Origin of the sequence: Eupransor demetentiae, assembly GCF_963930865.1 — a bacterium.
In the GTDB taxonomy this organism is placed as follows: domain Bacteria; phylum Bacillota; class Bacilli; order Lactobacillales; family Lactobacillaceae; genus Eupransor; species Eupransor demetentiae.
This window is the reverse complement of record NZ_CAWVOH010000001.1, coordinates 48,947-62,559: the sequence shown is the minus strand read 5'-3', so window position 1 is coordinate 62,559 and position 13,613 is coordinate 48,947. Positions and strand designations below refer to the sequence as shown.

At 45.8% G+C, this 13,613-nt stretch carries 11 protein-coding genes and 3 pseudogenes; 2 read left to right on the top strand and 12 right to left on the bottom strand.

Going from position 1 to position 13,613, the window contains the following annotated elements; genetic code table 11:
- Positions 1-12 precede the first annotated feature (12 nt).
- The gene (locus tag ABSY64_RS00360; RefSeq protein ID WP_349641082.1) at positions 13-2,088 is read right to left on the bottom strand and encodes a peptidoglycan D,D-transpeptidase FtsI family protein; all 2,076 of its coding nucleotides are present in this window, start codon (positions 2,086-2,088) and stop codon (positions 13-15) included.
- A gap of 99 nt (positions 2,089-2,187) precedes the next feature.
- Between ABSY64_RS00360 and ABSY64_RS00355 the strand changes: the two genes are divergently transcribed.
- Both ABSY64_RS00355 and greA read left to right on the top strand, forming a co-directional pair.
- Entirely contained in the window at positions 2,188-4,803 is a 2,616-nt protein-coding gene (locus ABSY64_RS00355) for a YfhO family protein (RefSeq protein ID WP_349641081.1), read from the top strand.
- 67 nt (positions 4,804-4,870) lie between these two features.
- Complete coding sequence (gene greA, locus ABSY64_RS00350; RefSeq protein WP_349641080.1) at positions 4,871-5,356, top strand: transcription elongation factor GreA; 486 nt, start codon at positions 4,871-4,873, stop codon at positions 5,354-5,356.
- A 42-nt stretch (positions 5,357-5,398) separates the two neighbouring features.
- Here greA and ABSY64_RS00345 read toward each other — a convergent pair whose 3' ends face one another.
- From ABSY64_RS00345 to comGA, 11 genes and pseudogenes are all read right to left on the bottom strand, one after another.
- Entirely contained in the window at positions 5,399-6,343 is a 945-nt protein-coding gene (locus ABSY64_RS00345; protein ID WP_349641079.1) for a GRP family sugar transporter, read from the bottom strand.
- Between the two features lie 120 nt (positions 6,344-6,463).
- Positions 6,464-7,675 (bottom strand): endolytic transglycosylase MltG, encoded by a 1,212-nt coding sequence (locus ABSY64_RS00340; protein WP_349641078.1) that lies wholly within the window; start codon positions 7,673-7,675, stop codon positions 6,464-6,466.
- Positions 7,676-7,759: 84 nt separating this feature from the next.
- Entirely contained in the window at positions 7,760-8,995 is a 1,236-nt protein-coding gene (locus ABSY64_RS00335) for an acetate/propionate family kinase (RefSeq protein ID WP_349641077.1), read from the bottom strand.
- 34 nt (positions 8,996-9,029) lie between these two features.
- On the bottom strand, positions 9,030-10,025 hold the full coding sequence (locus ABSY64_RS00330; RefSeq protein ID WP_349641076.1) for a class I SAM-dependent methyltransferase: 996 nt from the start codon (positions 10,023-10,025) through the stop codon (positions 9,030-9,032).
- A 41-nt stretch (positions 10,026-10,066) separates the two neighbouring features.
- Complete coding sequence (locus ABSY64_RS00325) at positions 10,067-10,360, bottom strand: hypothetical protein (RefSeq protein ID WP_349641075.1); 294 nt, start codon at positions 10,358-10,360, stop codon at positions 10,067-10,069.
- Positions 10,344-10,571 (bottom strand): hypothetical protein, encoded by a 228-nt coding sequence (locus ABSY64_RS00320; protein WP_349641074.1) that lies wholly within the window; start codon positions 10,569-10,571, stop codon positions 10,344-10,346. Before ABSY64_RS00320 ends, ABSY64_RS00325 begins: the two co-directional genes overlap by 17 nt.
- Before the next feature lie 162 nt (positions 10,572-10,733).
- Positions 10,734-10,811, bottom strand: a pseudogene (locus ABSY64_RS07600) (hypothetical protein); the annotation flags it as partial.
- Positions 10,812-10,939: 128 nt separating this feature from the next.
- Positions 10,940-11,353 carry a prepilin-type N-terminal cleavage/methylation domain-containing protein gene (locus ABSY64_RS00310; RefSeq protein WP_349641072.1) on the bottom strand — a complete coding sequence of 138 codons (414 nt, stop codon included), beginning with the start codon at positions 11,351-11,353 and terminating at the stop codon, positions 10,940-10,942.
- Positions 11,322-11,627 (bottom strand): annotated as a pseudogene (locus ABSY64_RS00305) (prepilin-type N-terminal cleavage/methylation domain-containing protein). Before ABSY64_RS00305 ends, ABSY64_RS00310 begins: the two are co-directional and overlap by 32 nt.
- A complete protein-coding gene (locus ABSY64_RS00300; RefSeq protein WP_349641071.1) occupies positions 11,624-12,637 on the bottom strand; it encodes a type II secretion system F family protein in 1,014 nt (337 codons plus the stop codon). Before ABSY64_RS00300 ends, ABSY64_RS00305 begins: the two are co-directional and overlap by 4 nt.
- Positions 12,597-13,550 (bottom strand): annotated as a pseudogene (comGA, locus tag ABSY64_RS00295) (competence type IV pilus ATPase ComGA). Before comGA ends, ABSY64_RS00300 begins: the two are co-directional and overlap by 41 nt.
- Positions 13,551-13,613 lie beyond the last annotated feature (63 nt).

The following is a 13,613-nucleotide window of genomic DNA, read 5'->3' as shown; positions in this document are numbered from 1 at the left end:
GAGGTCTTTTTCTTATGACTTTTTGTTCTTATCATCATCTGATGAACCATTAGGATTATGCAAAACAATCTCCCAAAAGGCATTGATGATTTGTGAAGCAATTCGTCCGTTAGTTCCATCCAAGTAGTTGTTCATACCAGGAATGGCCATCGCCATGGCGAATGGCTGACCAGGCACGTAAACGATGATGGATTCGGTAAAGGTTGAATGGCCGTTCGTGGTCGTTTCAGCCGTTCCAGTCTTAGCATAAACACGAGGGTTCAAGTTGTGCACGCCACCACCGGTGTTATGCGGATCGGAACCGTTGGCTACTCGTTCCATTCCCTTATAAATAATGTTCCATTGGGCTGAATCAAGACTAACCTGACCCTGAATCTGAGGTTCAGCGGTCCAAACCGTCTTCGAGTGCTTATTCGTCACATCATTTTGCATGACCGAACCAACCAAGTGTGGCTGCAAGAGGTAACCACCGTTGGCAATTGCCGAAACATAACGAGCTAACTGCATAGTGGTATAGGAATCGTACTGTCCGAATGATTCATAGAGGTACTTACCAGCATTCGCACCAGTTGTTGGCCCACGGTAACCAGCCGTTTCCCCTTCAATATCAATTCCAGTTTTGCTACCCAAACCGAACTGGCCAAGGCCATTTCGCAAGGTCTGGAAGGCATCGGCATTCAAATGCAAGTGATCACCAGGCGAATAAGTCTGGCCACCAATCTTCATTCCCAGTTGGACGAAGTAGGTGTTCGATGAACGTTCAAAGGCCGTCAAGGCGTCAATTGGTGTTGGTGTACCTTGCTGGTTCCAGTAGGAAGTAATCGTTGGCGTACCAGCAATCTTAATGGCTTGATCGTCCAAAGTGTTGTTGGTTGGTGTCACCACGCCACGTTGGAAGGCCGTCGCCATGACAGCGGGTTTAACGACAGAACCCATGACGATGGCCTGGTTAATGTTTCCAAGCGGATCGGCCGTCTTGCTACCGGTCTTTGAGTTACGGTTAACCCCGGCCATGGCATAAATACCACCCGTGTAGGGGTTAATCACGGTCGAATAAATTCCCTGGACATCCCCACCCGGAATGTTGCTTTCAAGGATTTGTTGGACCTTCTTTTGATAGTCGGCGTTAATGGTCAACTTCAAGTTGTCACCGGCTTGACCGGCATACTTAATCTTGGTGGTCTTAATTCCGGCCGCCGTCGTGGTAACCAAGGTCTGGGAAGCAGAGCCCTTCAAAATACTTTCGTACTGCTTTTCCAAAGAGTAAGAACCGACTGGTTCGTTTTGCGAGTAACCCTGGGCAAGCAAGGTGTGCAAGCGGTCCTCTGGCAAACCAACCGCTTCGTTAGTTACCTTTCCAACCAAAGGCTGGAAGTCTTCCCCTTGCGGATACTCACGAGACCAGGAAGAACCAATCTTGATTCCCGGCAAATCTGACAAGTGTTCCCCGATTTCGGCTTCCGCCTTTTCGCTAACGCCTGATTCCTTAATGAAGGTCGTCGACAAAGCATAAGCCCCCGACATTCGCTGGAAAATCATGGCCTGGTTCTTATCGACGCTCTTGTCCAAGCCCTTGCTTTTGACGTAATTAGCCATGGCAGTGTTAAGCTGGGTAACTGTCCAAGATTTTGAACTCTTGCCGGCTGCTGCTTCAACAGCAGCTTGAATCTTTTTAGCACGATTACTATTAGAAGTTAGATAAAAGTCAGCCTGCGAACGCGCACTCAAACGGTCCGTGTCAATTGAAATGTACTTCGACAAGCGGGTTGCTTCGGCAGCAATTTCACCGGTCGTGGCATTCTTTCCACGGGTATAGGTAATCGCCGTTTGCGGCTTGTTACCGGTGATGACCCGGCCAGTCGAATCATAAATCAAACCACGCGGGGCGTTCCCCTTTTCGACCGTTTCGTCAGAACGGTTAACTTCGGCTTGGAAGTCCGCTCCCTGCTTGATGGTCAGGTTGGCCAACTGGAAAATGAGGGCCAGCATCAAGGCCATTACAACGTATAAAAGGATCTTCAAACGACCCGGCAAGTTCGCCCGGGCATCATTTCTTGTTCGGTTTTCTAAGTAGGGATTATGTTTCATTTTTCCTCACCAAAATTAAAGTGAATATACTCTTCCTACTCTACCATAGATAGCCATTTTCTAGCTAAAAAAAGGGCCATAATTTGGTATCCTTAAATTATGAAGAATATCAAGGCAACCCTTACAAAATTAACCATTTCACCGCTCGCCCTTTCCTTTTGGATTCCCGTTCTAATTATGGGGGGCTACTACGCTAGCCGGGGCATGATGCCCTTCGGCCACAGCACCATTTTAACTGTCGACTTGGGCCAGCAATACATCGATCAGTTTGCCGAATTTAAACACACCCTGCTCAATCATCCAGGTAGCTTTTTCTACTCCTTTGCCAACGGCTTGGGTGGGGATATGCTGTCCGAGTGGGCTTACTACTTAATGAGCCCTTTCAACCTAATTTTTTTGCTGGCAAAACCCATGACTTTTCCAGCAGTCATTCTCTTTGTCACGCTATTAAAATTTGGTTGCGCCGGCCTGACCATGGCCTATGCCCTGAAAAAGTTAGGGTTGCAAAAGGGTTACTATCTGACTCTTTTTGCCATTAACTATCCTTTGTCGGGCTGGTTTATTGCCAACGATTTAAACTTGCTCTGGCTGGATTCTGCCATCATCTTGCCGCTGATTATCCTTGCCCTTGAAAAGTTACTTCGTGGCGGGAAATGGTGGCCCTTCGCCTTGCTGCTTACGGCTTCCTTCATTCTGAACTACTACATCGCTTACATGATGGCCATTTTTATTGGCCTCTACTTTTTCTGGCGCCTCTTCCAAGTTGGCCGCCCCCTTTGGCCTAAAATTAAAGCCTTTTCTAGCGCCGTTTTGACGGCACTTGGCTTAGCCGCTTGGCTCTTGATACCGGTTTTCCAGCAGCTGCAAGGCAGTAAGGTTCAGCACAATTCGGAGCTCCACTGGGGCTTTGATAACGATCCAATCAAGCTGATTGTTAAACTAATTCCCGGCAGCTTTGATTTTCAACAAATGCAGGATGGCCAGGCCAACTTTTATGTCGCGGCCTTCGCTTTGATTGCCCTGCTCGCCTTCTTTTTGCAAAAAGGGATTTCGCGCTGGGTCAAGCTAGGTGCCTTTGGCATTCTCTTTATTTTCTTCCTGGCAACGACCTGGGCACCACTCACCATTGCTTTTCACGGGGGACAGTACCCCGTTTGGTATCCCGACCGCTTTAGCTTTATCATTTCTTTTTTTATTATTTTGCTGGGGGCTTGGGCCTATCATCCCGACCAGCTATTGGATTGGAAAATCCGGCTAACCGCACTCGTCTTAATGCTGGGCGTCGTCGCTTATGCCTGGACGCAGCTTGGTAATTTAGCCTATGTTCAAAAGGACAACATCACGATTTTCTTCCTATTGAGTGGTTTGATTCTCATTCAACTTTCAGCTATTCCGTCTGGCGCCATCCAGCTGACCTTCTTGCTACTAACGACTGTCTTGGCACTGGCGATTAACGTTTCTTCCACTCTGCACAATTTTTCTTACATCGGTAAAGACGATTATCAAAACACGATTCGGGCACTCGATGCCAGCCGTGCAAAAATTAAAGGCGATCATGGCTGGTACCGTGTTGGACAGGACTTCGAACGGACCCGCGGCGACAGCATGATGGAAGACTACTTTGGCGGTTCTCATTTTTCTTCACTGGTCACCACGAGTACCGGCAACTTTTATCAAAACATGGGGCTGCCCGCCGGTGACAACAACGTCATCTACAGTAACGGCACGGTGATTACGGATAGTTTGCTGGGCTTCAAATACTTCTTCTCCGGTGACGACCAGTTCGACCGCGAAGCAGGCTCGCCCCTGGCTCGTAAAATGGCCACCCGTCCCGATTTTAATCAGTACAAATTCTTCGCAAGGACCGATAATACGAAGGTATGGAAGAACCCGAATGCCCTCGCACCGGTATACGCTGCCAATAACAAGGCGTTGAAAACCAACTTTACGGATAGCGACCCAATGCACAATCAGGCAACTCTTTTCCAGAACCTTACCGGCCAAGCTTCATCAGCTCTACGAACTGATAACTTTGAATCAGCTGTCGGTCACAATCTAACTGTTCCAGATAATTTAACCAACGTCACCCTGGCCAAAAAAGATGTTAAAAAGCCCGCTTCAATGGATCTTTACTTTACGCCAAGCAATAGCGGCCCCTACTACCTAACCTTGGGTGGCAACTTGAAGATTTCTGACTTCGACCTCTTTGTTAATGATAAAATCGTGACCCAATTTGCCACCTACCGCTCGGCCGTGGTCCTCAACATCGCTGATAATGTCAAAGGCAAGCAACAAAAGCTCACTATCCGCTTGCGCAACGATAGTATCTTTACCAGTCAAATGGCCCTCTACCACTTTGACCAGAAGCAGCTCCAATCCGGCATTCAAAACTTGCAGCAAAACCAAATCAGCTTGAGCAAGCACGGTCAACGTTCCCTCTCGGGTGACATCACCACGACCAAGGCCAAGCCCCTAATCATGACTTCAATTCCAAGTGATCCGGGCTGGCAAATTTACCTCGACGGTAAAAAGGTCAAGGGCAAGCAGGTTGGCGACTATCTACTTGCTATTCCAAGCAAACCTGGTAAACACCATTTGACCTTGCGCTATACCCCGCGTGGCTTCAAATATGGCTATTGGATTACCGCTTTTGCCTGCTTTACGTTAATTATGTCAGTTCGTCCCACGAAACGGCCATTTGTCTTGCAAGATTAGGCCCCTCGTGATATATTTTTCTTGCTGTATCTTGGCGCCACAGGCGCGATGAAAGGAACTTTACACAATGTCAGAAGAAAAGACATTTCCTATGACGGCTGAAGGCCGTGATAAGCTTCAAGCTGAATTAGAAGATTTAATTAATAACCAACGTCCCGAAATCACTAAGCGAATTCAAATCGCTCGTTCATTCGGTGACCTTTCTGAAAATTCAGAATACCAATCCGCTAAGGATGAACAAGCCTTTGTTGAAGGTCGTATCATTACCGTTCGTAAGATGATTGAAAATGCAGAAATCATCGATGCCGACGCAACGGCTGACAACGAAGTTTCCCTTGGTAAGTCAGTTACTTTCAAGGAACTTCCTGACGAAGAACCTGAAACTTATACGATTGTTGGTTCTGTTGAAGCTGATCCTAACGTGGGTAAGATTTCAAACGAATCCCCAATGGCAACCGCTTTGATTGGTCGTAAGACTGGTGAAACGGTTCGCGTTCCCCTTCCTAACGGAGTGGAAATTCAAGTCAAGATTCTTGATGTTGAAAAGAAGTAATAAAAAAAACGCCCTCGCGGGCGTTTTTTTATTTGGCTTAAATTAGGCAAAGCTGTGAATGTTACCGATAATCAAAGCACCGATGATAACCAAGGCAATTCCGATGAAGATGTTACGCATCTGGCCCTTAGTCTTCTTTTCGTGCAAGATGTAGATACCACCCAAGGTTCCGACGATGATTCCCAACTGTGAGAAGGTCGTGGCAATGGTCTGACCAACCTTTGGATCGGCAGCTGAGATAAACATGAAGATGTTACCCAAGGCCCAAACCAAACCAGTCGTGATGTTCTTCCAAGTTGGCTTTTCAACCATTTGTTCGCGTTCGTGGAAAATCAAAGCGGCGATCAAGATGGCTCCGATAACCTGACCGATGGCCTGTGGGCCAACGATTGAAGTCATGTAGCTAACCCCGTTACCCGCGTTCTTAACTGATGGTTCGATGTAGTGAATCTTAGCCAGGAAGTTAGGTAAAGCGAAGTAAAGCATGTAGCCAAAGGTTGATAGAGCTAAGTAGAAGAAACCCTTTGCATCCAAAGTTGCCTTCTTTTCGGCTTGCTTGTCAGGTGCTGAAATCAAAGTAGCACCAACAACGACAAGGGCGATTGAGACAACACCAACCAACCACATCTTGACGTTAATCCATTCACCCAAAAGTGTAGCTGCCATGATGGCGTTCATGATAATCTGGCCAGCCGTTGACAAAGGCATTCCAATTGAAACGCCAATTTCCTTAAAGGTTAAGAACTGGTAGGCTGTACCAACGGCCCAAACCAAACCGGAAATAATTCCAACAACCCAGATTTGTGGGCCAAGGTAAATACCCTTAGGAATTACGTAGAAGAACATCGTACCCAATCCAAAGATCAAAGCACCGACAGTCATTCCTAGTGTTTGTTGTGCGGCAGTTCCACCCATCTTGGATGAAACGATCCCAACTGAACCCCAGAAGAGGGCTGGGAACAGCGCAATTAAGATTGCTAAATTCATAATTCTGTTCACTCCTTTTGTATGTTACAAGTGCTATTCTACAACAATGAAACCGTTTACACAATACTTTTAAGCTTGTGAAATTAAAAATAAAAAGCCGGTATTTCACCGACTTTTTATTTACTTATCATAACGCTGCAAATTCCATGATTCAATCAAGTTTGTCAGCAAGGTGGTGTAATTCGTATCCGTAGCGTAGTGGTCATCATAAAGGGCCTTAGCGGCTTCCTTATAATTCTTAGCAGCAAGGACGTCCTGGAACTGTGTTGGGTTCCAAGTGTTACCCTGTGCCAAAGTCTTGGCGTGCGCCTTCATACTCTGCTTCCATGAAGTGTATACCGCGAAACGAGCCTTCTGTGTGACCGTTTCACCATTTTCATCTTCAGTGGTTTCAAGGACGACGGACTTACCAGGAGTGGTATCCTGCGTCTTAACACCATAGAAGTTGTTGTACTTAGATGACAACTTTGAATTATCCCAGTTTGATTCGTGGGCGGCCTGTGCAATTGAGATTGAAGGCAAGACGCCGTATTCCTTAAACAATTCTTGGGCATAAGGAGCAATCTTTTGGATAAAGGCCAAACGACGATCAAATTCATCGCCACCAGAGCTTGAAATCAAGTTAATGACCAAAGGCGACTGGATGCCATTGGCTTCCATCTTCTTATAGTATGGCTTCAAACTGTCATTTGAGATGCTAAGCAGCTTGTCCATCAAGGCATCAACGCTGCTAACACCAGACAACTTGTAAATTCCAGGCGTGACGTAGTTGTAAAGCTTATCAGTATTCTTACCGTTTGGCTTAATACCACTTAACAACTGGGGATACTTCTGTTGCATATCCTTAATGACGCTCTTGTCATCGTAAGCCGCCACAATCTTGGCCGATGAAACGCTCGAAGCGCCAGCCATTGACTGTGCCGCCTGCTCAGGCGTCATATTGTTTCCAACAAAGGCGTAACCCTTTGGTAATTGTGGTGCTGCACTTGGTCCCAATGTCATCTGGTTATAGATTGAAGGGACATCTTGGGCGGCAGAAAGCAAATAAGTACCCGCAATCAACTTTTCAGAACCATACTTCTTTGAGTAAGAGGCAAAGGCCTTAGCTGAACGAATAATATTTTGTTTTTGCATGGTTTCACCCATTTGGAGTGGGGTGGAACCTTCTTTGATCGTTACCGTCTTAAACTTTGTATCGTTAGGATTCAAGGCCTGGTAACCAGTATCCGAAATAACCTTCATGGCAAGGAAGGCCAGGATAATGACTGCGATAGCAGCTAGCAAACGAACGGAAAACTTCCGCTTACGTGGCTTGCTTCTTTTCTGTTGCATAATAATCACCTAGTGGCTTATTAATTTTATTTGTAAAACAAAGTAACTAGCCTAAGCCAGTTACTTTGTCCAGTATACACTATTTTACTTGTTCATTAATGACTGAACGTCACGGGCAATCATCAATTCTTCATCGGTTGGTACCAAAAGCACCTTAATCTTTGAAGAATCCTTTGAAATGATTTCTTCTTGACCGTTAATGGCATTCTTAGCATCATCAAGTTCGATACCGAAGTAACCTAACTTATCGCTAATTTCTTTACGAATCCAATCAGCGTTTTCACCAATACCGGCAGTGAAGACAATTGCGTCTGCCCCACCCATTTCGGCGATGTACTGACCAACGTAACGAACAACACGGTTAACAAAGATTTGGATAGCCAATTCAGCATTTTCGTTCGTGTCACGGGCAGCACGCAAATCACGCATGTCAGATGACAACATTGAAATACCTTGCAAACCTGACTTCTTGTTCAAGATGTTCAGCATTTCTTCGTTTGAAAGGCCTTCTTTGTTTTGGATGTAGTCAACCAAGGAAACGTCGACATCCCCAGAACGGGTTGCCATGGTAACCCCTGCCAAGGGCGTGAAGCCCATTGAAGTATCGTATGACTTACCACCCTGGATAGCAGTAATTGAAGCACCAGCACCCAAGTGCATGGTGATCAACTTCAAATCTTCGAGCTTTTGGCCCAAAATCTTAGCTGCACGACCGGCTACGTAACGGTGTGAAGTACCGTGTGCACCGTACTTACGGGCACCGTAACGAGTGTAGTATTCGTATGGCAATGAATACAAGTAGTTTTCCTTAGGCATCGTTTGATGGAAGGAAGTATCGAAGACAGCAACTGAAATTGCATCTGGCAGAAGCTTCTGGAAAGCGATGATACCTTGTGCGTTAGCAGGATTATGCAAAGGTGCATAGTCTGCCAAGTCTTCAATCTTCTTCAAAACTTCTGGCGTTACAACAACGGAATGCTTAAATTCTTCACCACCGGCAACAACACGGTGACCAACCCCAACGATTTCGTTGAAGTCTTCAATGATACCTAAACCACTCAACCGGGCCAACATGAAGTTAATTGCTGCTTCGTGGTCCTTGATGGCAGTGACATCCTTGAACTTTGCCTTTTCGCCATCGACTGTAACCTTGTCGTTTTGAGCGGCCTGATCATCAGCGGTGTACTTGATCGTGACGATGGCATCATCCATACCAATTCGTTCAATCAATCCCTTTGCAATCACCTGTTCAGCTGGCATCTCCAACAATTGAAACTTAAGTGATGAAGAACCAGCGTTGACTGCCATTATTTTTGCCATTAAAATTCCCTGCCTATCTTAATACTTTGTTCTATTATTCTTTTTCTAGTTTAACCCAGCGTTTAATTTCTTGCAAAAATTCTTCGAAGCCCTTGGGGTCCTTTAGCGATGGGTACTGGCCCATCAAAACTTCGCCCTGTTGACTGGCTTCTTTGGGCTGTAGAACCAAGACTGCCTTGGCAGCTGCAGCATTTTTGAAATAGTCGGCAGGTAAGCGCATAAAGGCTTTCAAACGGGCCCGGTTCGTGATGAACTTCAACATTTTCTGACTCTCTTCACCATCCAGCAGATTAGCCGGTACGATAAAGTACAGCCAGCCCTTCGGTTGAACCAAGTCAAAGGCCTTTTCAATCATGACGTAGTGGGCAAAAGACTTGTTAGCTTCGGCACTAGCAGTCATGTAGTCGCCATCAGGTTGCCCAGGATAATAGCCAACTGGTAAATCAGCCAACACAACGTCGGCTGCAGGAATTTCGTCCTTGGGAACGGTCAAAACATCGGCTTGATAAAAATCACTAGGCTTTTCATTCAGCAAATCATCTGAAACGGTTGCCAGAGCTAACTGCTCATCCGAATTGTCAAAACCATAGCGATCAGGGTCAAGCTTATGGGAAAGGAGCACTTCCTCCACCGTCCAAAGTAGGTTTCCCGTCCCAACCGTTAGGTCCAGCAAACTTCCTTGTCCAGTCCAATCGGCAGTTTGGTAAATTAAGTCACCAAGCAGATAGCCGATTCCATCAGGCGTCAACTGTAAATTAGGTTCGACCTTATCCATCCGGTCAATCTTCAACAAAATTAATTGCAGAACATGCCGGCGGGCAGAGAAGTCGAGCTTCTGCCAATCGAGGTCAACAGCGGCTTGGATTTTTTGCTTTACATCTTCCTGATCTATAGCAGTGGCTTCACCGGCATTAATGTCCTTTAAGACCATTAAAGCAGCACCATGATAAGTTGAATTTTGCGCCTTTTGATAAGCTTCAATTGCCTCGAAAACTTTGTCAAAATATTGGGTAACATCTTTATTAATCATGGCTTTATTCTAGCCTTTTAGGGTAGCTCTAGCAAGCGTTTTTAAGGCAGGAGGGGCCGCTGGTATTTGGCAGCATCTGATTGTAGTAAAATCGTTCCATCCTGGATTTTAATTTGGTAACCTTTCAGGTTGAATTCAGTTTTTTTGTCTTTTTTATAGTGTAAACTCGCTAGAATTTGCAGAGTTTCCAAACGGGTATTTTGATTAGCTTCTTGTTGGGCACGAATTTGCTGCCCAAAAACGATACTTTGACTGAGCAGAGCTAAAGCCATAACCCCTAAAAAGATCAACGCCGTCACTAGGATATAACCCGCTTGTTTATTTTTTGATTGCATCACTGTTCTCCCGCCTTGGCAAAAAGAGTTCGCCAGATAATCCTTCACCGCTGTTACTTTCGGCCGAAACAGCGATGTAGCCCTTTTCTTGCTGGAAGGACAACTTCTTAATTTTCGAAAGAAGAATAACTTGGCCAGCTCCCTCACCAGCAAGCACTAAGCGATCCTTCTTCAAAACAAGCTGAGCAGGTACCTGATCTTGATTCAGCATAGTAACAAAGTCACCTTTGAGAACTGGATTGTTGTAGCCCTGTAACAGAAGTTGATTCAGAGCCGTTTGGAAGGTCACTTGTGTCCTTAATTTTGCTCCGTCTTTTAGGCTGGGAAGAATCAGTTGAATGCTCAGAAGCACTAGTCCCGTCACGACCAGTGCTAGTAGCGCTTCGATCAGGGTGAAGCCTTTCTTGTGTTTCCCAGGCAGCCATTGCCTTAATTTTTTCCTGCTTTGCATCGCGACCTTTCTGCTCTAATGCCACTCTTTGATTTTTAAATGTTTGTATCTGCTCCATCTCAATCACAACCGCCATCGAAATTAAAGCGAGGGCCAACAAAGCCTCTGCTAGTACAAACGCTTTCACCTTATCCTTGGAAGCGATAATCACCACCTCCTAGTGAGAAAACAATCTTGAACTCCTCTTGCCCATCTTCTAAATGAATAGTTTGCGGTGCAACGTAGCCAGTTGGTAGAATCTTGACGGTCACGGCATCATTAAGACGAAAGTGCCCGGGATAATCCACCTTATCGCGACCGAAAACCACCACACCATCACGGAACTCAACCTTTTCGACTTGCCCTTTTCTCTGCGCCTGAGCCCGCATGCTTTGCCAGTGAGCATCGAAGTTTGCTTCAAATTGAGGCTTAGTGGGTCGAACTTGAGCCAGCTTCATTCCCTGCCAACCTAACAGCATAATTAAGGTCACAATAACGAGAGTGACGATTGTTTCAACCAAGGTAAATCCTTTATTGGTGGGCTTCGTTATTGCTGATACCAATTTTCAGTTCCTTTACCTTTTCAATTTGTTTTCCACTGAGATAGTGTGCCTGCTCTAAGTCGCTCAAACTGACATTACTAACTTCAGGATGTTCGTTTTGATAGAGATCCACCTACGTTTGTACAGTGGCAACCATTGCCTTGGCATGCGTCTTACTAGCGTTTTTGCGTTGATTATTTAGGTTCGGCAAAATCAAAAGCATCAAAAGACCAATGATAAAAAGTACCACGGCTGCTTCGATTAGGGTAAAACCACGCTTCTTCGTCTTCTTCATGAATACATTCCTCCTAAGCTGTGATACATCGGCAATAACATCGATAAGTACATCCCCACAATGGCCACCCCGATTACACAAAAGAAAAGGGGCTGTAAAATGCCAATCAAGCGGTCCGTTTGAATCATGAAGCGGCTAAACTGCTGCTTGGCATAATAATTCAAGTAATCCGACAGCACTTCTGCCTTAAGCCCCCTTAAAAAGTAACCTGCAAGGGCCGAATCCAAGTAGTTTTCCTGCAAAATAAAAGCTTCGATTCCTTGACCTGCTGCTAGGGTGACCCTGGCTTTTTGCGCTAACTCCTTTGTAAAATCTTCGCCGGGTTTTTCGGCCAATTCGTCGATAATTGCCGGCAAATTCAAGCCAACTTTGGCCATCAGTGCCAATTGCGCCGTCACTTGATAAGTAACCATTAATTTTGTCAGTGTGCCTAGAATCGGAAGTTTCGCCAGAAGGCGGACACGATTCAAGCGACTTTGGCGGCGCCAGTACAAAAAAGCAGCGAATGCAGCAAATATGCTGGCTCCACACAGGAGAGATAGCGTTAATAGCCAAGTCCCATTCTGACTGCCTGTGGCCTGTCCTTGAGACTGCTGCCATTGATTTAAAATTGGAAAAAGGAAAAACTGGAGAGCTAGTAAAAGACAGAGTAAAAGGGACAAAAGAATCATGGGATAGCGCATCACCTGACGCAGCTTATCGCTTTGCCGACTTAGCTGGCCCAATACTTGACCCAGCTGAATTAACCCCGTCGCTAACTGGCCGTGTTGCTGAGCAATTTGAATCGATAACAAATTTTTGGTATCAATCCGCCCCTTCAAGGCATCGTAAAAAGAACGACCATCTTCCAACTCGAACTGAACTCTCTCAATCAGTGCTGACCAACGAACATGCGACAATTTCAAAATATCTAAGGCACGATCAAGGCTATAACCAGCGTCCAATAATTCCCCTAGTTCTCGGAAGAATTCAACTTGCGCTTTCTTGTTCAATCGCTTGGTATTTTTCATAAGTTACTTTGCTAATCTCCTTTCCTTGGTAGGCTGCTGTGAGCGACTGATCCCAGCTAAGGTTTGTGGGCACTTCTGTAGCTTCATTTGGCAAGTAGAAATCAAGTAAGGCTGCCTGTTGCCCATCTTCTTTACTCAGCAAGCGCTGATAAGCAGCACCACGAAAGGCGGCTTGAAGCTGACCGGCATTTACGCCTAGTTCTAAGAGTCGGGAAGTCACATTTCGAGCCGATAAAGCATGTACTGTTGACAAGACCAGGTGGCCACTTAAAGCTGCCTGCACTGCCGCCTTGGCCGTCTGGGCATCACGAATTTCGCCAATGACCAGAACATCAGGCCGATGGCGCAAAGCCACTTTGATCAGATCAACATAGGAAATTCCAGCCGTTTCATTAACCTACAGCTGAACAAAGGTCGGCTCATGAATTTCAACTGGGTCTTCAATCGTCAAGACGACTCGGTTATCCAATTCTCTTAGTAGCTGGTAAATCGTTGTTGTTTTTCCAGAACCAGTTGGTCCCGTCAATAAAAACAAACCAGCTGATGGCATCTCTTGCTGCAAATAGGCATACTGACCTGTATTTAGCCAAGCGATAGAAGTCTGTCGTTTCTGAATTAAACGCAACACGACCGTTTCACGTTCCAAAAAATCGCCCACCGTCGATACCCGAACCCAGCCATGCTGAAAGTCGAAGCGTCCCAGTTGTGGCCGTCGCTTTTCAGAAATATTAAGCTGGCTCCGGTACTTAATTGCCGCAATTAAGGGCAGCGCCTCTTCCTGCGACAAATGCTTGAACTCTGCCAATGCTCCCTGAACCTGCATACCCAAGCGATAACCTTGGCCGTCAGGCAAAATATAAATATCACTACTCGAGCGCTTATGGGCGCTCAACAAAAGCTCTTCAATCTGCATGATTTCCCCCTCGTAGAGAATAGTACGAGGACGAAGCCACTTTTTTACAAAAAAAAACGAATC